This is a genomic window from Pseudooceanicola atlanticus, from assembly GCF_000768315.1.
GTDB classification, from domain to species: domain Bacteria; phylum Pseudomonadota; class Alphaproteobacteria; order Rhodobacterales; family Rhodobacteraceae; genus Pseudooceanicola; species Pseudooceanicola atlanticus.
In genome coordinates, this window is record NZ_AQQX01000003.1 from 557,433 (window position 1) to 578,781 (window position 21,349).

Consider the following 21,349-nt stretch of genomic DNA (forward strand, 5'->3'; position numbering starts at 1 on the left):
CTGCGCCTTACTTCTTGGGCAGTTCCACGATGCAGGAGCCGACGGCGGACATCTCGCCGTCCTGCTGTTCGGCCCGCTGGGTGATCTCGACGTAGAACTTGCCGTCCTTGTCGAACTTCCGCGCGACCTCGCCGTGGATCAGGATGATGTCGCCCTCGGGGTTGTGACGGCGGACCTGGCATTTCGCCTGGCTGAGATGGCCGTCATCGCCCATCCAGTTGGTGACGTGATGGGTCAGCCAGGAGGCGCGTTCGGGGCCGTAATCGTAGGCACCGGGGGCACCGACCTCGAGCGCGAAATCCTCTTCCCAATGCACACGTTCGGGGCAATCGGGGATGCCGAAGCGGTTCTTGATGCCCGCGCCGGGGTGCTTCTGCTGAAGCTTCCAGGCCATCTTGTTGGCGCGGATATAGAGCCCGCCCCAGCCCTGGGCATAGGCGATGAAGCCGGTGACGGTCATCGGGCCCTTGACCATGGTGGGCAGCGCGTCGCCCACGGTCACGTCATCCCAGTACCGGGTTTCGGCGCCGCGGATTTCCTCCTGCTCGTAATACTTGGTGTAGCTGTCGAGCTCTTCCTGCGTGTAGACGCGGGGCTGGCGGTTCTTGACGTCGGTGTACTTGGTGCCCTTTTCGGCGGCGTGGTTGCGTTCGGTCCGGAAACACCAGCTGTCGGCCGCGGCCAGCTGATCGCCGGTCTTCGCGTCGTAGAAATCGACGTGGTAGATCTGCTGCACGGCGCGGCCGGCAAAGCGGGTCTCGTGTTCGATCAGGTCCTTCAGATAGGCCTCGGTCCGCAATTCGGTGTTGCGGGCGATCGGTTTCATCCATTCCCATTCCGAGCCCGACCACATGGCGTGCACGCCCGGCAGGCCGCCGACATAGCCCGAGATGATGCGGCTGGTGGAAAACAGGAACGAGGGCAGCGCGATCACGTCGCCGAATTTCGTGCCCTTCGCATAATCCGGGTCGCACCAGAGCGGGTTGTCGTCGCCGATGCCGTGGGCGTAGTGGCGGATATTGTCGCGGGTGGCCTCGTAGCACCAGGGCTCCACGGTGTTCTCGATCTTCACGCCGATCCGCTTGGACAGGTCATCGAGCCCTTCCTGCGTGATACGGGGGAATTGTCTCTGGGTCATGTCGTTCATCTTGGTCTCCTCCAAATGCTGGTTATTCAGGGATTGCTCAGGCGGCCGCCTTTGCCTCGTTGTCCCTGAGGATCTTGCGGTTGACCTTGCCCGCGGGGGTCTTGGGCAGGTCGGTGACGATCGCGACGTGGCGCGGGTATTCGTGGCGCGAGAGGGTCTGGCGGACGAGGTCCTGTATCTCTTCGACGAGGCCCGGGCTTTCGCTGTCCTTCAGCACGACGAAGGCCTTGACCACCTGGCCGCGCACCTCGTCCGGGACGCCGATGGCGGCGGCTTCGGCCACCTTGGGATGGCGCAGGATCGCGTCCTCGATCTCGACCGCGCTCATCGTCCAGCCGGCGGAGATGATGACATCGTCGGCGCGGCCGGCATGGTAGAAATACCCGTCCTCGTCGATCCGGCCGAGATCCTTGGTCGGGAACCATTCGCCCCGACGCATGACCATCAGCTCGCCGATCTCGCCGGGCTGGGCGGGCTTGCCCGTGGCGTCATGCACCTCGACCACGTTGCCGGGCACGGCCTTGCCGAGCGATCCGTCGCGGACCTCGAAATCCTCGGCGCCGGGGTAATTGGCCAGGATCACCCCGATCTCGGTCGTGCCGTACATCGAGCAAACCGTGGTGCCGAACAGATCGTCGACATAGCGGGCGGTTTCGCTGTCGATGGGTTCGCCGGTGAACGTGAGCTTGTCGAAATGGTAGGTGAAATCCTCGGCCCGGCCGCAATTGCGCATCATCCGGTAATGGGTCGCGGCGGCCGAGAGGTTGGTGATCTCGAAATCCGACAACGCCTTGCACAGGCGCACCGGGTCGAACCGGCCCGAGAAGGTGCCGGTGGACACGCCAAGCGCCAGCGGTGACAGCGTGCCGTGCCACAGGCCATGGCCCCAGGCGGGCGAGGACGGGCAGAAGAACCGGTCGCCCGGGCGGATCCCCGTGGCATAAAGCGCGGCGACCATCAGCGTGACGATGGAGCGGTGGTTGTGCTTCACCGCCGCCGGCAGCGCGCGGGTCGTGCCCGAGGTGTATTGCAGCACCGCCAGGTCGCTGCCCGCGGTGTTGCAGGTGAAATCGGTGGGCAGGTCGGCCAGAGCGTCGAGGAAATCCTGGTCGACGACCACGACCTCGGTCCCGCCGGCCTCGCGCGCCTCGGCCTCTTTCTCGCGGCTGGTGAACAGCAGCTTGGGGGTGCAATCGTCGGTGCGCAGGCGGATGCCGTCGGGCCCGAAAAGCGTGAACATCGGCACGGCCACCGCGCCCATCTTCATCGCGCCGAACATGGCGGCGTAGAAGGCCTCGGTCGGGTCGAGCATCACCGCGACCCGGTCCCCCTTGGCCACGCCCTGCCCCAGCAGCCAGTGAGCCAGTTGCGACGACAGCGCGGACAGCGCGTCGAAGGTCACGATCTCGTCCCGGCCGTCGGAATGGGCGATGGCCACTGCCGTGGCGCCGGTGCCCGCGTGCCGGTCGACGCATTCATGCGCGATGTTGAGGCTGTCGCGGTCGCCATCGAACAGGTCCCACAGGGCCTGCGGGCTGAAATGGCGCTGCGCATCGGCGTAGGACGTGTACTCCGTCAGCTTGGTCATCCGTGATCTCCTCCTCCTGGCCGCCTTGGGGGCGGTGGCGCGGGTGGCGCCGTTGCTCTCAAGGGTGGGAAATCGGACGGATTGTTGTCAATTCGGGTTGCTTATTGTCCTGACGCAATGGATTGCGTTCATGCCTGCGGGAAATGCCTGTTTTACAGGGGGTTGGTCGGATCGGGCGTGTGCGGGGCCTGAACTTCCGCGCGGGCCATTGTCTGGGCGCAACGGCGCTGCGGGATTCGTCTGGCCCGGATTTCGGGGGGTCAGGCGGGGTCGGCCAGCGACAACTCTGCCACCTCGTCGCGGGCGCGGAGCATGCGCGCGGCGAGGCTGTCGAGGCCCTGCGCCTCCATCCGTTCGGAGATGCCGACGGCGACGAGGCTGCGGGTCATGCGACGCGCGGCGTTCAGCACCGGCACCGCGACCACGGTGACGCCGGACATGTAGGCGCCGCGATCCACGGCAAAGCCCTGCTCGCGCGTCTCGGCGACCTGGTCGAGCCAGGCCTCGTAGCGCGGGGGATTGTCCCAGTTGAGTCGCGCGAAATCGGCGCGCAGCCTGTCAGGGTCGAGATCATTGAACGCCGCGTAGCAGCGCCCAGTGGCCGAGATCAGCAGCGGAAAGCGGCTGCCCAGGTCGACCTGAAGGCTGAAGCGCTGCGGTACTTGGCTGATCGCGACGACGACCATCTGGCCGGCTTCGGTCAACTGGGTTGCCAGCACGGTGGCGCCGGAGCTTTCCGACAGGCTGTCGAGATGCGGCTGCACGAGCGAGATGAAGGCGTTGCGCTGGATCGCGGTGCGCGCGATCGGCAGGATGCCGACGCCGATCGTGTAGCGCTTGGTCTGCGGGTCAAACTGGACCAGGCCCTCGTCGGTCAGCACCCGCAGGATGTGCAGGCAAGTGCTGGGCACGAGGCCGAGGTCGCGGGCCATCGGGTTGACGCCGACCGGGTCCTCGGCCCGCCCAAGGTAACGCAGGATCGCCACGGCGCGGGACACGGCGGGGACGGCACGTTTGACCGGATCGCGAGGGGTGTCGGGCATGGCGGGCGTCCTCTGGCAATGGCGTTGTCATTGGACAATGGGTTTGGGCGGGGCGTCAACGGGGTGTTTGGTCTGGGGCAGTCGGGCAGGTTTGGAACACGTGCCAGGTCTTCGACCGTTCCGAGTCTTGCCGTCTGTTCAGCGGCAATTGTCCTGGGGACCGCCCGGCGGCACCGCCGGGCAGCATAGAGGATCCTCACCCCTGCCCCTTGGCCACCCTGCGCAGGTAGGCGAGGTAGCCGATGGCGATGCGGCTGCCGCCATTGACCGGGATGGTGATGCCCGACACCCATTCCGCCTCATCGCTGGCCAGGTAGAGACAGGCAGAGGCGATGTCACGCGGCTGGCCGAGCCGCCCCATGGGCACGGTGTCGATCTGTTTCTGGGCGCGGTCGCCCGACAGGATCGCGGTCGTTTCCTCGGTCACGATGACGCCGGGGGCGACCGCGTTCACCCGGATGCCCATGTGGCCCCATTCCACCGCCATGGTCATGGTCAGGTTCTCGACCCCGGCCTTGGCGGCGCCGTATTGGCCCGTCATCGGGTTGGGGTGAGAGCCCGAGCGCGAGGTGATGTTGATGATCGACCCGCCGCCCGTCTGCCGCATCGCCCGCGCCGCCGCCTGGGCGCAGAAGAAGGCGGATTTCATGTTGAGATCGACGACCCGGTCCCATTGCCCCGCGTCGAGGTCGATCAGCGCGCCGACATCGTCGCGCGCGGCGCTGCCTGCATTGTTGACCCAGCAATCCAGCCCGCCGAACGCCTGCTGCGCCTTGTCGACAAGGGCTTGGGGCGTGTCGGGGTCGGTGATGTCGGCCGGCATCGCCACGGCGCGACCGCCGGTTTCCGCGATCTCGGACACCACGTCGTCCAGCGGATCGGGGCTGCGCCCGGTCACCACGACGTCCGCCCCGGCCGCGGCCAGTGTCAGGCTGATGCCGCGCCCGATGCCGCGTCCGCCGCCCGTCACCACGGCGACCTTTCCCGAGAGATTGAACATGCCTCCTCCTCCTTGGCTGTTTACTTTCGCTAATTCGTCAGTTAGCCATTTCATATCGCTTGCTGACCAGTTAGCGAAATAGAATAGGAGAAGGCAATCGCCGATTGGCATTGCCCAGGGAGGACACCATGAAACTTTCACGCACCGGCCTGGCGCCGGTTTTGAGCACTTGTTCGGCGTTTGGCCTGGCCGCTGGATTGACCGTCGGCCTGACGTTCGGGCTTTCGGGTACGGCGATGGCCAAGGAACTGCGCATCGCCACCGGGACCGCATCCCAGAACGGGCTGAACAGCGGCGTCGTGGTCTTCGCGGAAGAGCTGGAGCGGCTGTCGGAGGGCGAATACACCTCCGAGGTCTATCCCGGCACGCTGCTGAAATTCGCCGAGATGACAAACGGCATTCGCGATGGCATCGTCGATATCGGCTACACGATCCCGGCCTATAGCCGCGCGGAATTCCCCTATACCAACATGGTGACGGATGTGGTCACGGCCTCGCCGGACGTGGTGGTGATGACGGCGGTCATCAGCGACTACATCCTGAACGAATGCGAGCCCTGCCGCGAGGAGTTCAAGTCGCTCAACCAGGTCAACCTGGGCTTCAGCGCGGTCGGGCCGTATTACCTGATGTCCAAGGACAAGATCAGCTCCATGGCCGATTTCGAGGGCAAGACGATCCGGGGCGTCGGCGCCTTCGGCCGCTACGTGGAGGCCATGGGCGCCAAGGCCGTGGTGATCCCGTCGGGCGATATCTACGAAAGCCTCAACCAGGGGACGCTGGACGGCAACACCCAGGGCCTGGACACGCTGAAGAGCCTGTCCTACGGCGATGTCGTGGATTACGTGCTGAACGTGCCGATCGGGCTTTACCTCGGATCGTCGGTCTTCACCGTGAACCGCGACCTCTGGGAGGACATGGGCGCCGACGGGCAGCAGATGCTGCTTGAGGCCGCGGCCACGGGCCATGCACATGTCACCGTCACCTATTACGGCGAGAACCAGCATTACCTGAAGAACCCCGCCGATGGCGGCGTTGAGGCGGTGGAACCCGATGCGGAGCTGCAAGCCGCGACCGAGGCCTTCTACACGACCGAGCTGGACACGATCGGCAAGCTGGCGGTCGAGAAATACGGCCAGGAGGACGCCCCGGCCCGGATCGAGGAGATCATGGCGCTGGTGGACAAGTGGAAGGCGGCCTTCGAGGGCGTGGACACGACGGATGTCGATGCGGTGGCGCAGGTCTATTACGACCAGCTGTTCAGCCAGATCGACCCCGGCGCGTTGTGAGGTGCATGTGACATGGGCCTGATCGGACGGATCCTCAACCTGCTGGCACGCGGCCTGGCCCTGATCGGGGCGCTGTGCGTGCTGGCGATGATGGTGCAGGTGACACTGGACGTGCTGCTGAAGAACCTCTTCAACCTGCGCGTTCCGTTCACCCAGGCGCTTGTCACCCGCTGGTACATGGTCGGCGCGGCGTTCCTGCCGCTTGGCCTGACCGAAATCCTCGACCGGCATATTTCGGTCGAGGTGCTTTACCAGACCCTCGGCGCCCGCCTGCGGCGGGTGCTGGGGGGCGCCGTCTGCCTCTTCGCCGCGGGGATCGCCGCGACGATGACCCTGCCGCTCTGGGAAGAGGCAATGACCAAGTTCCACGCCGGCGCCTTCGAGACCGAGAACGGCGAGGATATCGCGATCTGGGGCGGCTATTTCTTCCTGCCGGCGGGCTTCGCGCTGATGACCCTGATCCTGGTCTACCGCGTGATCGTGCTCTGGACCCCGCTGCAAAGCGGGATGGAAGAGGTCCCGGTGGACCGCGTCGACGACATGCGCGACGCCATGCGTGAAGGGGTCTGATCCGTCATGGAACGCGAAATCATCGGATTGATCGGCCTCGGCCTGATGCTGGGGCTGCTGGTGCTGCGGGTGCATATCGGGATCGCGCTGATCTCGGTCTCGACCGGCGGGATCTGGTATCTCATCGGCTCGCGCCCCGCGCTCGGGATGCTGTCAAACCTGCCCTATGACTTCACGGCCAGCTGGACGCTCAGCTCGGTGCCGATGTTCCTGCTCATGGGCTATGTCTGCTATTACGCCGGGCTGACGCGGGGCCTCTTCGAGGTGGCCCGCAGCTGGCTCGCCTGGCTGCCCGGGGGGCTCGCCGTGGCGACGATCTGGGGCTCGGCCGGGTTCGCCGCCGTGACCGGGTCCTCCATCGCCTGCGCCGCCGCCATGGGCCGCATCGCCATCCCCGAGATGAAGCGCGCGGGCTACGACATGCGGCTGGCCACCGGGTCCGTCGCCGCCGCCGGGACGCTCGGCGCGCTGATCCCGCCCTCGATCCTGCTGATCCTCTTCGGGGTCTTCGCCGAGGTGCCGATCGCCAAGCTGTTCATCGGCGGCATCGGCGCGGGGCTGACCACCGCCGTGCTCTACATGACCGTCGTCATCGGGCTGGCCCTGTGGAAACCGCACATGGCCCCGCGCCTGGCCGAGAAGCCGCCGCTCGACCAGCGGATGCGCGACCTGCGCGAGACCTGGCCGATCCTCGTCCTGCTGGTCGTGGTGATCGGCGGCATGTTCGGCGGGTTCTTCACCGCGACCGAGGCCGGGGCCGTCGGGGCCTTCGCCGCGATCCTGATCGGCCTTGCCAAGCGCTCGCTCAACCTCTCGGGCCTCTGGGAGGCGCTGAAGGAGACGCTGCTCACGACCTCCTCGCTGTTCCTCATCGCGATCGGCGCGATCCTCCTGACACGGTTCCTGACCCTGTCGGGCACGGGCCACATGATCGCCGACGCGATCATCGCGATGCAGGCCAACACGCTGGTCCTGCTGATCGGGATTTCCTGCATCTACCTGATCCTGGGCATGTTCCTGGACCCTCTGGGCGCGATGCTTCTGACGGTGCCGGTGCTGCTGCCGATCCTCGACAATGCGGGGATCGACCTGATCTGGTTCGGCGTCTTCCTGGTGAAATTTCTGGAAATCGGCATGATCACCCCACCGATCGGCATGAATGTCTTCGTCATCAAGGGGGTGGTGGGAAACCAGGCCAGCCTGACGACGATCTTCCGGGGCATCTTCCTTTTCCTGGCCGCCGATGCCATAGCGGTTACGCTGTTCATTGCCTTCCCGCAGATCATCCTGTTCCTGCCGGGACTGATGCAATGACGATGACCCGAAACGACATGCCCAACGTGAACGGAGTATAGGTTGCCTGGTTCCAACGACGCGGAGACCCCGACGGTCCAGCTTGGCCCGAAACAGCGGCGGCGGGAGATATCCGACCGCAAGATGCTGCGCGCGGCCACGTCGCTGATCGGGCGCAAGGGCACGGCGGGCGCGAACCTGGCACAGATCGGGATCGATGCGGGCTATTCCCGTGGCCTGCCCGTGCAACGGTTCGGGACCAAGCTGAACCTGCTGGAGGCGGTGCTGGACGCGATCCAGGACCGGTTCATGCGCCACGTCGAAAAGCGCGTGGGCGACCGCCGGGGCTGTGACGCGCTGGTCGAACGGATAAGGTTCCAGCTGGAGGCGGTGCGCGACATGCCGGAAAGCGCCGTGGCGCTCTACCAGCTGATCGTGGATTCCACCGGTTCCATCCCCGAGCTGAAGCCGCGCATCGCCGAACTGCACCGCGCCTATCGCGAGAACCTGCGGCATTACATGCTGCAGGCCGAGGAGATGGGAGAGCTGCGCGCCGATGTCGATATCGAACAGAGCGTGCGGGCGATTTCGGGGACGATTTCGGGCATGAGCATCCAGGCCATCGTGGACGGCACGACCGACCGGCTGGGCGAGGATGCCGGCTTCATCGCCGATCTCTTCGTGTCGCGGGTGGCACGGGCGGATCGCAAGACGGGTGCCGAAGCGGACGACACCTGACCCTGCGGCGCTTGGCCGGGTTTTGCAGGCCCCCTATACCGGGGACAGATAGAGACGCGTTTCAGATGAGGGCGGGCGCCGGGCGTCCGCCGAAAGGGAGAAGAGACATGATCCTCGACGAGAACCAGGAAATGGTGCGTGACATGGCCCGCCGTTTCGCGACCGAAAAGCTGGCCCCGAAGGCCGCCGAATGGGACCGCACCGGCGCCTTTCCCAAGGACGAGATCGCCGAGATGGGCGCGCTTGGCCTGATGGGCATGCTGGTGCCCGAGGACTGGGACGGCGCGCTGTCGGATCACGTGGCCTATGCCCTGGCGCTGGAGGAGATCGCCGCCGGCGACGGGGCCCTGTCGACCATCATGTCGGTGCACAATTCCGTGGGCTGCGTGCCGATCCTGAAATACGGCAATGACGACCAGCGCGATACTTTCCTGCGGCCCATGGCGCGCGGCGAAAAGCTGGGCGCCTTCTGCCTGACCGAACCGCATGCCGGGTCGGACGCCTCGGCGCTGAAGACGCGGGCGGAGCGGACCAATGCGGGCTGGCGTCTGAACGGGACCAAGCAATTCATCACCTCGGGCCAGAACGCCGATGTCGCCATCGTCTTTGCCGTGACCGACCCCGAGGCCGGCAAGAAGGGGATTTCCGCCTTCATCGTGCCGACGGACACGCCCGGTTATCGCGTTGCGTCGCTTGAGAAAAAGCTGGGTCAGACCCTGTCGGACACCGCCCAGATCGCCTTCGAGAACCTCGAGATTCCGGCCGAGAACCTGCTGGGCGAAGAGGGTCAGGGCTATCGCATCGCCCTGTCGAACCTCGAGGGCGGGCGTATCGGCATCGCCGCGCAATCGGTGGGCATGGCGCGGGCCGCGCTGGACCATGCCGTGGCCTATGCCAACGACCGGGAGAGCATGGGCACCACGCTGATGGGGCACCAGGCCGTGGCCTTCCGCCTGGCCGACATGGCCACCAAGGTCGAGGTCGCGCACCAGATGGTGCTGCACGCCGCCACCCTGCGCGATGCGGGCGTGCCGGCGCTGAAAGAGGCGTCGATGGCCAAGCTCTTTGCCTCTGAAATCGCGGAAGAGGTCTGTTCGGCGGCGATCCAGACCTTCGGCGGCTACGGCTATACCCGCGATTTCCCGGTCGAACGCATCTACCGCGATGTGCGGGTGTGCCAGATCTACGAAGGCACCAGCGACATCCAGCGTCTGGTCATCGCGCGGGCGCTGGCGGCCTGAGCCCTAGCGCCGCACCGCCAGGCGTTTGCGGGTTTCGGCGATTTCCTCGGCGATGATGGTCTTCCACTCGGCGATCCGGGTCTCGTCGACCTCGGGCGCATGAGCGGCGATGGAAATGGCGATGTCGGGTTCGGCGGCATGGGCGTTGACGCCCACCCCCAGCCCGTAGATCGACCGATAGGCGCGGCCCTGGCTTTCGGAAAACCCGGTGCGTCGCGCCTCTGCCACCGCTTCGCGGACGCGGTCGGGGGTGAGGTCGGCAAAGGCCTCGAGATCCGGGGTCACCGCCGCGATGATCCGGTCGACGGTTTCATCCGGCAACCCCGCCAGCAGGGCCGTGGCCCCTGCCCCGACGCCGAGGTAGCGACGCTGGCCGACCTCGACCGGGATAACGCGGATGACGGTGCGGCCCTCGGCCTTGTGGACGCAGACGGCCTCCATCCCTGAACGGCGCATCAGGTAGGTGGTGACATTGGCCCGCTGCGCGACCCGATCCACCGCCGCCGCCCAGGGCGCCAGTTGCAGGACGTTGTCTGTGACGGCGAGGCCAAGTTCGTAGCTGAGCATGCCGATCTCGTAGCGCCGGGTCTGCGGATCGTAATAGGCGAGGCCGGTATCCGTCAGCGCCTTGAGGATGCGATGCGCGGTGGAGCGTGGCAGATCGACCGCCTGGGACAGGTTGCGCAAGGTGGGCGGTTCGTCCCCCGCCACATGCGCGATGCGCTGCAACATCGTCGCCGCACGGCGGATCGCCTGTGTCCCGTCCTGGTTCGCCATGTTTCCCCCCTCTTTCAGCCGATCGCGATCATACCTGACCCAAGGGCAGAATCCATCCCAATAGGTGGGAATACCCGCCTGTTCACGTCTGGCGCAGCACGGCCAACCCATCGACTGCGACACAGCGATCCGGCAGGCAGATCAAGGGGTTCACGTCGAACTCGGCAATCCGGTCGGGGAAATCCACCGCAAGACGCGACAGTGCCGCGATGGCCTGGGCGACCCGGTCTATGTCCACCGCCGGCGCGCCGCGATAGCCGTCCAGCAGCCGCGCCCCGCGCAACGACCGCAACATGCTGCGGGCCGTGGCCGAGTCGACCGGCGCGAGCGCCGTGGCCGTGTCGGCCAGCACTTCGGTCAGGATCCCGCCCAGACCCACGGTCAGCACCGGGCCGAAGCCTTCGGCATTGCGGAACCCGGCGATCAGTTCGAGCCCCTGGGGCACCATTTCCTGGACCAGGATACCGTCGATCTGCGCGTCTGGATGGGCCTTGTGGCAAGCGATCATGATCCGGTCATAGGCGGCGCGGGCCTCTTCCGGGCCGTGGATGTTCAACTCAACCCCGCCAATATCGCTCTTGTGCAGGATGTCGGGGCTGTCGACCTTCATCACCAGCGCGCAGTTGAACTCCTGCGCGGCCTCGGCCGCGTCGGCGGCAGAGGTGACACGACGTTCCGCGGGGACCGGGATGCCATAAGCCGACAGGATCGCCTTGGAGGCCATTTCGCCAAGCGCCCGGCCGGTCGCATTTTGCAGGATCGGCTCCACCTCGGCGCGGGCCATGGGGGTCAGCGCGGTATCGGGGGTGGGATGCGTGCGGGCCGCGCGGGCGGTCCAGGCGCGGATGATCTCGAACCCGCGGCGCATCGAGGACACGACGGCCACGTTGGGATCCTGTTCGGCCTCGCGCCGCCCCGGCCCCTCCATCAGCTGGGTCAGCCAGACATAGACGATGGGCTTGCCATGTTTCGCGGCCAGTTTGCTGAGATGGGGCTGGCGCACCGTGGCGGTGTCGTAGGCATAGGAATAGCCGTAGATCAGCGCGCCATAATGCGGATCGCCCAGCAGCGCGTCGGCGCAGGCCAGCAGCGTGTCCATGTCGTTGATGACCCCGGCGGTCACGTCGCAGGGATTGCGGGCGGGCACGAAGGGGGGGATCAGCTCTTTCAGCCGGTCGACGACGGCGGGCTGCGGCTGGGGCATGGGCACGCCGGTGATCTCGGCGAAATCGGCGGACATGATCGCCGCCCCGCCTGACCCCGACAGCATCGCCACCCCGTCGCCCTTGGCCGCCGGGGCCTTGGCAAAGAACCACGCGGTTTCCAGCAGCGCGTCGAAATCCTGGACCGACACCGCGCCGCCCCGGTCGAACAGCGCCTCCCACAGGTCCGACGACCCGGCCAGCGACGCGGTATGGGACATGGCGGCGGCGGCGCCTTCCTCTCCGACGGCCATCTTGTAGACGATCAGCGGCTTGCCCGCGTCCCAGGCGGTCTGGGCCGCCGCCAGGAAGCGCAGCGGGTCCGAGATACCTTCGAAGGCGCAGGCGATGGCGGTGCAGCTTGGGTCCGTCGCCAGCGCCGAGACCCAGTCGGCCACGTCCACATCCGAGGAATTGCCACAGCTGACCACGTGGCTGAAGGCGACGCCACGCTCCATCGCCTGGGCCAGCGCGAAGCCAAGCGCGCCGGACTGGCAGACCAGGCCGATGGCCGGGCCGTCCGACAGGCGGCCTTCGGGTGTGCCGGCAAAGGTGACGCGCGCGCCGCTGGTATAGTTCAGCAGCCCCACGCAATTGGGGCCGAGGATGCGCACCCCGGCCTCGGCCGCGCGCCGGGCGATGCGATCCTGCGCGGCGCGGCCCTCGTCGGTGGCGACCTCGGAAAAGCCCGAGGCATAGATCATGACGGCGGGCACGCCAGCGGCGATGCAATCCTCCAGAAGCGCCTCGATCGAGGCGGCGGGCGTGGTCAGCACGGCCATATCCGGCACCTGCGGCAGCGCGTCGAGCGAGGGGTAGCAGCGGTGGCCCGCAATCTCGTCGTATTTCTCGTTCACCGGGTAGAGCGCACCGTCGTAGCCCGCGAGGTTTTCGATGGTACGCCCACCGAAGGATCCGGGCCGGGCAGAGGCCCCGATTACCGCAATGCTTTGCGGGTTCAGAAGCGGCAGCAGGTCGTCGCGGGTATAGGGCGCGCGTGTCATCAGGTCTGTCCTTTCCGCGGCGAATTGGCGGTGTTGAAGGCATCGACAGCGGCGGCATGGGCGTCCGACACGATCATGCGACCCTGCATCTGCGCCTCGGCATCGAGCATGGTGGCGTGATCGGCGGTTTCGGCCTGGCGCAGCAGGGATTTCATGCCGGCCCGCGCCTCTCCGGGCCAGGCGGCGATGCCGGTGGCAAGGGTCAGGGCGCGGGGCAGCAGGTCGGCGGGGGCGGTGACCTCGACCACCAGCGACAGGGCGTGGGCGTCTTCGGCGGACAACACCCTGTCGGTAAAGATGATCTGCCGCGCATGGGCCGGACCGGCGAGGCGCGTCAGCTGGTAGGACAGGCCGAAATCGCTGACGAGCCCCTGTTTCAGGAAGGCGGTTCCAAAGCGCGCGCCCTGCGCCGCCAGCACGATTTCGCAGCTGAGCGCGACGGCGAAACCCGCCCCGTAGGCCGCGCCGTTTACCGCGGCGACGACGACCTGCGGCATGGTGGCCAGACACGCCGGGATGCGGTGCATCAGGGCCAGATCGTCCCGCCGCTGGGCGAGGGACTTGTCGCGGTTGCGTTCCATTTCCTTGACGTCGCCACCGGCGCAGAAACCGCGGCCCGCGCCGGTCAGGATCACTGCGCCGATGCCGTCATCGGCGGCGACGTCCTCGAGCGCGTCCAGCAGGTCTCGGGCCAGGTTCATGGAAAGGGCGTTCATCCGGTCAGGCCGGTCGAGCGTCAGCTGGGCCACGCCGGGGGCGGGATCGGTGCGGGTCACGTACATGTCACGCCCCTGCCCCGGCCACGAGGGCCGCCGCGATGCGCCGAAGCTCGGGTTTCTGCACCTTGCCGACGGCGTTCATCGGGAGGGTGTCGACGATTTCCAGCCGTTCGGGGAATTTCTGCCGGGCCAGCCCCGCCGCCTCCAGATGCGCGGACATCTCTGCCATGTCGAAGCCCTGCCCCGGATGGGGAACCAGGAAGGCGACGACGATCTCGCCCCGCTCTGCATCTGGCGCGCCGACGATGGAGACATTGGCGACATCGGGATGTTGCAACAGGATGTTCTCGATCTCCAGCGGGGCGATGTTTTCGCCCTTGCGGATGATGATGTCCTTGCTGCGCCCCGTGATGACGATGAAGCGGTCCTCGACCAGCCGCCCCAGGTCGCCCATCAGGAAGAACCCGTCCTGCGTAAAGGCGCCCTCGTCATCGGCGGGGTCGAGGTAGCCGATGAACATCTGCGGGCCGCGCACCGCGATTTCGCCCTCGGCCCCAGGCTCGACCGGATCGGAGCCCGCGAGGATCTGCAGTTCCACCGCCTTTTCGCCGTCGGTATCGGCGCGGGCCTCTGCACTGGCGCGGTCGCGGATGCCGGGAAAGGCCAGCGGCACTTCGGAGGAGCCATAGGCGCGCGAGACGACCGCATTTGGAAAGGCGGCAAGCCCACGGCGGACCAGTTCCGGCGGGACGCTGGCCCCGCCGCAGATGAAGCGGCGCAGGCTGGGCAACGTGGTATCGGCAGCCTCGGCGGCCCCGAGAAGGCCCTTCAGGAACGGGGTGGCGCCGGCCATGAATGTCACGTGGTCGTCGTCCATGACCTGCACGGCGCGGGCCGGGTCCCAGCCCTCTTCGAGGATCGTGCGGCAACCGGTGATCCAGGGGAATTCGAACGCGTAGATCGATCCCCCGATATGCCCGATGGGCGACGGGACATAGAGCACATCGCCCTCGCCCATGCCCCAGAGATCGACGGTCTGCCGCACCACCGCGTCGATGGAGGCATGGGTGTGGATCACCCCCTTGGGCCGCCCGGTGCTGCCGGAGGTGAAGATGATCAGCTTGGCATCATTGCAGGGCGGCAGGTCGGGCGCGGCTGGGGCGTGATCCAGCAGCGCCTCGAACCCGTCGGGATCGGTGTCGTCGCGGACCGAGAGGATCAGCCGGGGCGCACCGTCGAGCCCCTCGACCATGGCGCGGTAATCGACGCGGGGGCTGGCGGGCGGCACGAAGATCGCGTCGACCCCGCAGGCCGGGAGGATCGCCCCCAGTTCGGCCGCTCGGTAGATCGGCAGCAGCGGCACGATGCGCCAGCCGAACAGCGCACAGGCCATGTTGATGACCGCCGCCTCCCACCAATTGGGCAGCTGGAACGCGATGCGGGCGCCTTTTTTTACGCCGCGGGCCTGCAAAGCGCCGCCCAGACGGCGGGCCATGGCGACCATGTCGTATCGGGTCAGGTCACGTCCGGCCTGGGACAGCACGACGCGGTCCGGGTCTTCGGCTGTGAGCGCCAAGGCGATGGCGCCCAGCCCCGGTTGCGGCGGAGCGATGTGGCGCCCCTTGGCCTCAAGCTCGGCCAGGCGGTCGGCCAGAGCGTCGGCCCCGGCATCGGCCCCGGTGTCAGCCATCGGGGCGGGTGTCATGGCTTCGGCCCGGTCTTGCCCTTGCGCACGAAGGCCGCGACCCGGTCGCGGTGGTCGTCGGAGCGGACCGAGAGGGATTCGTAGGCCATGCCCGGATCCATCAGCGCATGGGCGATGCGCTTGAGTTCGATATTCATCGTGACCTTGGTCCAGCGGATCGCCTGTTGCGCGCCAGCCAGCAGCTTGGCGCAATAGGCATCCACCGCATCGTCCAGATCGGCCGACGGTACGACGTGGTTGATCAACCCGATCTCGGCCGCCTGTGCGGCGGTCAGGATATCGCCGGTCATCAGGTATTCCTTGGCGCGGTGGAAACCGACCAGCGCGGGCCAGATCACCGCCCCTCCATCGCCCGCCACCAGGCCGATGGCCACGTGCGGATCGCCGATCTTGGCACTGTCGGCGGCAAAGGTCACATCGCAGAATAGCGCGATGGTCGCGCCCAGGCCCACGGCGGGGCCATTGATGCGGGCGATGATCGGTTTCTCGATATCCAGCAGGGTGAAGACGAGCCGTTTCGCGCCCTCCGCCTCTTCGGCGAAATCGTCGGGGTGGTCGACGAAATGCTGCATCCGGGCGATATCGCCCCCGGCGGAAAAGGCGCGCCCGGCCCCGGTGACGACGATCACGTCGGACCCGGGATCGGAGCCGGCAAAGGCCAGCGCCTGGGTGATCTCGCGGTGCATGGCGGCGCCAAAGGCGTTCAGGGTCTCGGGGCTGTTCATCGTGATGGTCAGCCGCCGCCCGTCCCGCGTCAGCAGCAGGGTTTCGTATTCCGGCAGATCACTCATGCCGCGCCCCAGCGTTCATCCGCATAGGCGAGGTAGGACGCGGCGGACCCGCCCAGATCGGCGCGCAGCAGCTTGGCCCGGTAGGACCAGCGGTGCAGCGGATGTTCCAGCGTCAGGCCCATGGCCCCCATGAACTGGTGCAGGTCATAGGTGATGCGGGTGGCGATGCCCTGGGCGAAGCCAAGGGCCAGCGCGGCATCCTGGGCAGTGCGGCTTTGCGCGGCTTTCAGCATCTGCAACTTCGCCCCCTCGATTTCGACAGCACCCGTGGCCAGGCGGTGCTGCACGCCCTGGAAAGCGCCAAGCGGCTGGCCGAATTGCTTGCGGTCGCGGACATGCTCCAGCACCGCGTCATGCCCGGCCTGCAACACGCCCGTCAGCTCTGCCGCGATGGCAATCCGCCACAGGGTATCAAATTCTGCCGGATCGACATCCAGCTTTTCCCAGTCGAGCGCGGCCCGGTCGACATTTCCCATCGGATAGGCATAGAGGCTTTCGCTCGGTGTCACCGCGCCTTCGGGCAGGTCGGCATAGCGCACCGCGTCCGCGGTGATCGACACAAGGCCCCTGGCCTGCGGCAGGTAACGGATCGCGCCGCGCGCCTCGCCATGGACCACGGCCAGCGGGCGCGGCAGATCGCGGCCCGCATAGGGCCGGATCAGGGCAGAGGCCGCGCATTCGAAACAGACCGGCGCACGGGCGGCTTCGTACACCATCAGCGCGGCGGCGACGGGGCCGAGATCGGGTTCGCGGGCGGCCTCGTAGAACCCGTTCTCCTCGAGCTGGGCATCGAGCGCCGTGCCCAGGTCGTAGCGGCCCCAGCCCTCGACCGTGTTGAATTCGGCGGTGGCGAGCATCTGTTCCAGCACGGTGGCAAAGGTCGCCTGGTCTTCGTTCAGCGCAAATCGCATGTCAGGCTCCTTTCGGCAGGTTCAGGTGGCGGCGGGCAATCAGGTTCAGCTGAATCTCGGCCGCGCCGGCGGCGATACCGGTGACGATGGCGCGTTCGTGATGCGACAGCATCGACATGTGGTCGGCCCCGGAAAACGCATCGGGCAGGAAATCCATGCCGAAATCCGCCACGGCCTGTTCCGCCGCGATCACCGCGACGCGGGCCAGGTTGGATTCGTTGCCTGGCGGTTCGTTGCGGGCGCGGCCATCGACAACGCGGTAGACCTGCAGGCGGGCGGCCTCGCAGGCGGCGGCAGCGGCAGAGGCCCGGCTTCGGACGATGGAATCGGAAAACGCGTCGCGTCGCTTGAGTTCGGCGACCATCGCATCCAGCTCCGCCGTGCCCATCTCGTAGCGCGGGATGCCGACACGTTCATTGGCCAGGGCGTAGGAAATGATGCTCCACCCCTCGCCCTCTTCGCCCAGGCGGCAGCTTGCCGGCACGCGCACGTCGGTAAAGAAGACCTCGTGGATGTCGCCATGGCCGATCAGGCTGGGAATGGCGCGCACCTCGATGCCCGGGGTGTCCATCGGCACCAGGAAGATCGCGATGCCCGACCGGCCGCCTTCGGCCCCGCCGGTCTGGGCCAACAGGAAGCAGGTGGAGGCGAGCCCGGCATAGGAGGTCCAGATCTTCTGGCCGTTGATCACGTAATCCTCGCCCTCGCGGACCGCGCGGGTCCTGAGCGAGGCAAGGTCGGACCCCGCATTGGGTTCGGAGAACCCCTGACACCAGATCGCGCGCCCCTCTGCCATCGGCGGGATGTACTGCGCCTTCTGAGCGTCAGAGCCGTATTTCATCAGGACCGGACCGATCCAGTTGACGTTCATGTATTGCGCGCCACGCGGTTCGCCGGCGCGCCACATCTCCTCGCCCAGGATGAAATGCTCCCATGGCGGCCGCGCGGCGCCGCCCCATTCCTCGGGCCAGTGGGGGATCAGCAGGCCTTCTTCCGCCAGCTTGGGACAGAAATTCAGACTGAACTCCGTCTGTTCCGGCGAACCGGGACCATGGCGCGCGATTTCATCCCAATTGTCGGGCAGTTCGCGATCCAGAAAGGCACGGATGCGCGCCCGATAGGCCGCATCTTCGTCGGTCCAGGTGAAATCCATTTTGGTTCTCCTCCCATTATCTGGGACAGCTATCTCCTCAAGGCCATGCAGACCATGGCGCTGAGAATCCCCGCTGTCAACCGGAGGATGCTTGACCTGTAGCACTATCGGCGTATACCCTTGCAAAACAACGCCCGTATCTAGCGAGGAGGACGCCGGATCATGTGGAAAAATAATCCCATATATCGGGACAATATTCAGAGCATTGCACCCTCATGCATCTGACCCCCGACGCAGACGACCGGGCCTTTCGCCTGCGCGCCCGCGATTGGCTGGCCGCCAAAGCCCCGACGGACCGCGCCCCCGCCGATGGACCGCCATCGCGCCACTTTGCGCTGGACTGGCTGGGCCAGCTGCATGCGGGCGGATGGGCCGGGCTGGCCTGGCCCGAAGCCTATGGCGGCCAGGGCCTGTCGCCCGGGCGGCTGATCCTGTGGTACGAGGAATACGTGCGGGCCCGGGCGCCCTCGACGCTGGACTGCACCTTCGTCGCGCTGAACCATGCAGGCCCGACCCTGATCGCCTGCGGCACGGAAGAGCAGAAAGCCCACCACCTGCCCCGCATCCTCGAAGGGCGGTCCATCTGGTGCCAGGGCTTTTCCGAACCGGGCGCGGGATCGGACCTGGCCTCTCTCAAGACGACGGGGCGGGTCGAGGGCGACCACCTGATCGTCAACGGCCAGAAGATATGGTCGAGCTTTGCCGACATCGCGGATTACCAGGAGCTGCTGATCCGCACCGAACCGGGATCGAGCCGCCACAAGGGGCTGAGCTGGGTGATCTGCGACATGTCTTTGCCCGGCATCACCGTCCGCCCGATCCGCAACATGGCCGGTGCCACGCATTTCGCCGAAGTCTTCTATGACGACGTGGCCATCCCGCTGACCGAGGTCGTGGGCGACCTGCATGACGGCTGGACCACGGCCATGACGACGCTGGCTTTCGAACGGCGCACGGCGGCGATGGCGCTGCAACTGGAATTGTCGGTGAAGATCGAGGACCTGATCGCGGTGGCCGCGCCCCGACCCGGCACCGCCATGGCCGAGACCCTGGCCGATCTGCGCGCCGAGGCGGCGGCGATCCGGGCCATGACCTACCGCGTGGCGCTGCGCGACCCCGCGACGCCCTTCGACGGGTCGCTGGTGCGGCTGGCCTTTGCCGAACTGGCGCAACGCATCCACCGCACTGGGACCGAGATCATGGGCGCCGAGGCGCTGATCGACGGGCCGTGGATGCACGATTACCTCGAAAGCTATTCCGAGACGATTGCCGGCGGCACCGCCGAAATCCAGCGTAACATCATCGCCGAACGCATCCTTGGCCTGCCGAGGGAGCCGCGCCCATGAGCATGGACCTGACCCCACCCGAAGAGATGCGCCAGATCCTCGACGCCGCGCAGTCGATGCTGGATAGCCACTACCCCGTCTCGCGCCTGCGTGAAGGCGCCAGTGCCGATGACCCCACCCCGCTGGCCGAGTTCGGGACGTTTATCCTCGCCCTGCCCGAAGATCAGGGCGGTGCCGGGTTTTCCATCGTCGAGGAGGCTCAGCTGCACGTCGCCCTTGGGCGGCACCTGCTGTCGCCCGCGATCCTGGCCGGCGCGGTCGCCCTGCGGCTGGCCCGCGAGGTCGGGCAGGACGATCTGGCCGACCGGATCGGCGCGGGCGACGCGGCGCTGACCCTTGGCATCGCCAGTGACGGGACGGTGACGCTGATCGACCCGGACGGCGCGGACCAGGCCCTGATCCGCGATGCGGAAGGGCTGGCGCTCGCCCCGCTCGAGGGCCACGAGATCACGCCGGTCTCCGGTCTGGGCCAATCCCGCCAGGTGGCGGAACTGGCGCTGACCCCCGCCAATTCCGGGCGCGGAAGCGCGGCGGTCACGCACCTGCACGGCCTGCTTTGTGCGGCGCAATTGCTGGGCGTTACGCAGGGTGCCCGCGACCTCGCCGTCGACTATGCCAAGACGCGCGAACAATTCGGTCGGCCCATCGGCAGTTTCCAGGCGATCAAACACCACTGCGCCAACATGTCGATCCAGGCGGAGATGCTGTCGGCGCAGTTGGACATGGCCGCCATCGCCCTGCGCGACGGCGCCGAGGATGCCGCGTTCCAGATCGCCGCCTTGACCCGGCTGGCCCCGCGCATCGCGCTGGAGACCGCACGCCTGGGCATCCAGATCCATGGCGGCATCGGATTTTCGGCCGAGGCGGACGCGCATCACTACCTCAAGCAGGCCCACCTTCTGGGCCTGTGCCTGGGCCGGGCCGACCTGCTGGCCCTGCCCGCCCCGATGGCCCCGACACGGAAGGAGACGACATGAGCGATCAACCCGTTGCCCTGATCACCGGCGCCTCGAGCGGGATCGGCCTGGCCACCGCCCGGACCTTCCTGGAAAACGGCGTGCATGTGGTGGGGGTGGCCCGCAACCCCGCCAAGCTGGACAATGCCGCCGAGGGCCTGACCGGCCTGCCCGCCCGCTTTGTCCCCGTGGCACTGGACGTGACGGCGAATGACAGCCCGGCCAGGGCCGTGGCGCAGGCGATCGACACGTTCGGGCGGCTGGATCACCTGGTGAACAATGCCGGGATCGGCAGCCCCGCCCCGGTGCACGAGACCGACGACGACACGCTGGACCAGTTCCTGAACATCATGCTGCGCGCGCCGTTCCGCCTGGCCCGCGAGGCGCTGACCGCCTTTGGCGACACGGCGACGATCGTCAATGTCTCTTCGACCTACGCGATCCTCGGGGGCTTGCGCGGCGGCGCCTATTCGGCGGCCAAGGCGGGCCTGAACGGGCTGACCCTGCACATGGCCGCGCAATACGGCGCGGCGGGCATCCGGTCGAACGCGGTGGCGCCGGGCGTGATCCCGACGCCGATGACCGAACACCGGCTCGAGGCCGAGGCCTTCCGCCGCATGAACCACGACATGACCCCCGCCGCCCGCTGGGGCCAGGTGGAGGACGTGGCACAGGCGATCTGGTTCCTGTCCTCGCCCGCATCGGGGTGGATCAACGGCCAGGTCCTGGCGGTCGATGGCGGCTGGACCGCGACCAAGTACCTGAGCGAAGAGGCCCTGACCGCCCCGCGCGAGTCCACAAGCCCGGACTGGACCCATTCCGGCCGGCCACCGAAACGCGACTGAACAGGGAGTGCGGCACAGCCGCAGGGAGGGGACA

Annotated in this window: 19 protein-coding genes; 8 read left to right on the forward strand and 11 right to left on the reverse strand. The window is 67.1% G+C overall.

Features of this window, described 5'->3' with window-relative positions; genetic code table 11:
- Window positions 1-7 precede the first annotated feature (7 nt).
- From ATO9_RS10535 to ATO9_RS10550, 4 genes are all read right to left on the reverse strand, one after another.
- Entirely contained in the window at window positions 8-1,147 is a 1,140-nt protein-coding gene (locus tag ATO9_RS10535) for an FAS1-like dehydratase domain-containing protein (protein WP_043748210.1), read from the reverse strand.
- 37 nt (window positions 1,148-1,184) lie between these two features.
- Entirely contained in the window at window positions 1,185-2,735 is a 1,551-nt protein-coding gene (locus tag ATO9_RS10540) for an acetate--CoA ligase (protein WP_043748212.1), read from the reverse strand.
- Between the two features lie 260 nt (window positions 2,736-2,995).
- Window positions 2,996-3,778 (reverse strand): IclR family transcriptional regulator, encoded by a 783-nt coding sequence (locus ATO9_RS10545; protein WP_043748214.1) that lies wholly within the window; start codon window positions 3,776-3,778, stop codon window positions 2,996-2,998.
- A gap of 196 nt (window positions 3,779-3,974) precedes the next feature.
- On the reverse strand, window positions 3,975-4,778 hold the full coding sequence (locus ATO9_RS10550; RefSeq protein WP_043748216.1) for an SDR family NAD(P)-dependent oxidoreductase: 804 nt from the start codon (window positions 4,776-4,778) through the stop codon (window positions 3,975-3,977).
- A 128-nt stretch (window positions 4,779-4,906) separates the two neighbouring features.
- Here ATO9_RS10550 and ATO9_RS10555 point away from each other — a divergent pair, with 128 nt between their 5' ends.
- From ATO9_RS10555 to ATO9_RS10575, 5 genes are all read left to right on the forward strand, one after another.
- Window positions 4,907-6,064 carry a C4-dicarboxylate TRAP transporter substrate-binding protein gene (locus ATO9_RS10555; RefSeq protein ID WP_043748219.1) on the forward strand — a complete coding sequence of 386 codons (1,158 nt, stop codon included), beginning with the start codon at window positions 4,907-4,909 and terminating at the stop codon, window positions 6,062-6,064.
- Between the two features lie 12 nt (window positions 6,065-6,076).
- Window positions 6,077-6,634: a TRAP transporter small permease gene (locus ATO9_RS10560; protein WP_052418234.1), complete on the forward strand. Its 558-nt coding sequence runs from the start codon at window positions 6,077-6,079 to the stop codon at window positions 6,632-6,634.
- A 6-nt stretch (window positions 6,635-6,640) separates the two neighbouring features.
- Window positions 6,641-7,948 carry a TRAP transporter large permease gene (locus tag ATO9_RS10565; protein WP_043748221.1) on the forward strand — a complete coding sequence of 436 codons (1,308 nt, stop codon included), beginning with the start codon at window positions 6,641-6,643 and terminating at the stop codon, window positions 7,946-7,948.
- A 42-nt stretch (window positions 7,949-7,990) separates the two neighbouring features.
- Window positions 7,991-8,665, forward strand: coding sequence for a TetR/AcrR family transcriptional regulator (locus ATO9_RS10570; RefSeq protein ID WP_052418235.1), 675 nt, complete (start codon window positions 7,991-7,993; stop codon window positions 8,663-8,665).
- A gap of 107 nt (window positions 8,666-8,772) precedes the next feature.
- A complete protein-coding gene (locus ATO9_RS10575; RefSeq protein ID WP_043748223.1) occupies window positions 8,773-9,906 on the forward strand; it encodes an acyl-CoA dehydrogenase family protein in 1,134 nt (377 codons plus the stop codon).
- A 3-nt stretch (window positions 9,907-9,909) separates the two neighbouring features.
- Here the strand turns inward: ATO9_RS10575 and ATO9_RS10580 are convergent, their stop codons facing one another.
- From ATO9_RS10580 to ATO9_RS10610, 7 genes are all read right to left on the reverse strand, one after another.
- On the reverse strand, window positions 9,910-10,683 hold the full coding sequence (locus tag ATO9_RS10580; RefSeq protein WP_238318716.1) for an IclR family transcriptional regulator: 774 nt from the start codon (window positions 10,681-10,683) through the stop codon (window positions 9,910-9,912).
- A gap of 82 nt (window positions 10,684-10,765) precedes the next feature.
- A complete protein-coding gene (locus ATO9_RS10585) occupies window positions 10,766-12,889 on the reverse strand; it encodes an acetate--CoA ligase family protein (RefSeq protein ID WP_052418236.1) in 2,124 nt (707 codons plus the stop codon).
- A complete protein-coding gene (locus ATO9_RS10590) occupies window positions 12,889-13,671 on the reverse strand; it encodes an enoyl-CoA hydratase/isomerase family protein (RefSeq protein WP_043748226.1) in 783 nt (260 codons plus the stop codon). The genes ATO9_RS10585 and ATO9_RS10590 overlap by 1 nt, the downstream gene beginning before the upstream one ends.
- A 1-nt stretch (window position 13,672) precedes the next feature.
- Window positions 13,673-15,313, reverse strand: coding sequence for an AMP-binding protein (locus ATO9_RS10595; RefSeq protein ID WP_238318721.1), 1,641 nt, complete (start codon window positions 15,311-15,313; stop codon window positions 13,673-13,675).
- A complete protein-coding gene (locus ATO9_RS10600; protein WP_043748230.1) occupies window positions 15,310-16,104 on the reverse strand; it encodes an enoyl-CoA hydratase/isomerase family protein in 795 nt (264 codons plus the stop codon). Before ATO9_RS10600 ends, ATO9_RS10595 begins: the two co-directional genes overlap by 4 nt.
- Window positions 16,101-17,015, reverse strand: coding sequence for an acyl-CoA dehydrogenase family protein (locus ATO9_RS10605; RefSeq protein WP_043748233.1), 915 nt, complete (start codon window positions 17,013-17,015; stop codon window positions 16,101-16,103). Before ATO9_RS10605 ends, ATO9_RS10600 begins: the two co-directional genes overlap by 4 nt.
- A gap of 1 nt (window position 17,016) precedes the next feature.
- Window positions 17,017-18,168: an acyl-CoA dehydrogenase family protein gene (locus tag ATO9_RS10610; RefSeq protein WP_043748235.1), complete on the reverse strand. Its 1,152-nt coding sequence runs from the start codon at window positions 18,166-18,168 to the stop codon at window positions 17,017-17,019.
- 215 nt (window positions 18,169-18,383) lie between these two features.
- On the opposite strand from ATO9_RS10610, the gene ATO9_RS10615 reads away from it, so the two are divergent.
- Genes ATO9_RS10615 through ATO9_RS10625 form a run of 3 tightly spaced genes read left to right on the forward strand, consistent with a single transcriptional unit; the run spans window position 18,384 to window position 21,315 of the window.
- Entirely contained in the window at window positions 18,384-19,514 is a 1,131-nt protein-coding gene (locus ATO9_RS10615) for an acyl-CoA dehydrogenase family protein (protein ID WP_043748238.1), read from the forward strand.
- A complete protein-coding gene (locus ATO9_RS10620; protein ID WP_043748242.1) occupies window positions 19,511-20,491 on the forward strand; it encodes an acyl-CoA dehydrogenase family protein in 981 nt (326 codons plus the stop codon). The genes ATO9_RS10615 and ATO9_RS10620 overlap by 4 nt, the downstream gene beginning before the upstream one ends.
- The gene (locus ATO9_RS10625) at window positions 20,488-21,315 is read left to right on the forward strand and encodes an SDR family NAD(P)-dependent oxidoreductase (protein WP_043748244.1); all 828 of its coding nucleotides are present in this window, start codon (window positions 20,488-20,490) and stop codon (window positions 21,313-21,315) included. The genes ATO9_RS10620 and ATO9_RS10625 overlap by 4 nt, the downstream gene beginning before the upstream one ends.
- The last annotated feature ends 34 nt before the right edge of the window (window positions 21,316-21,349 follow it).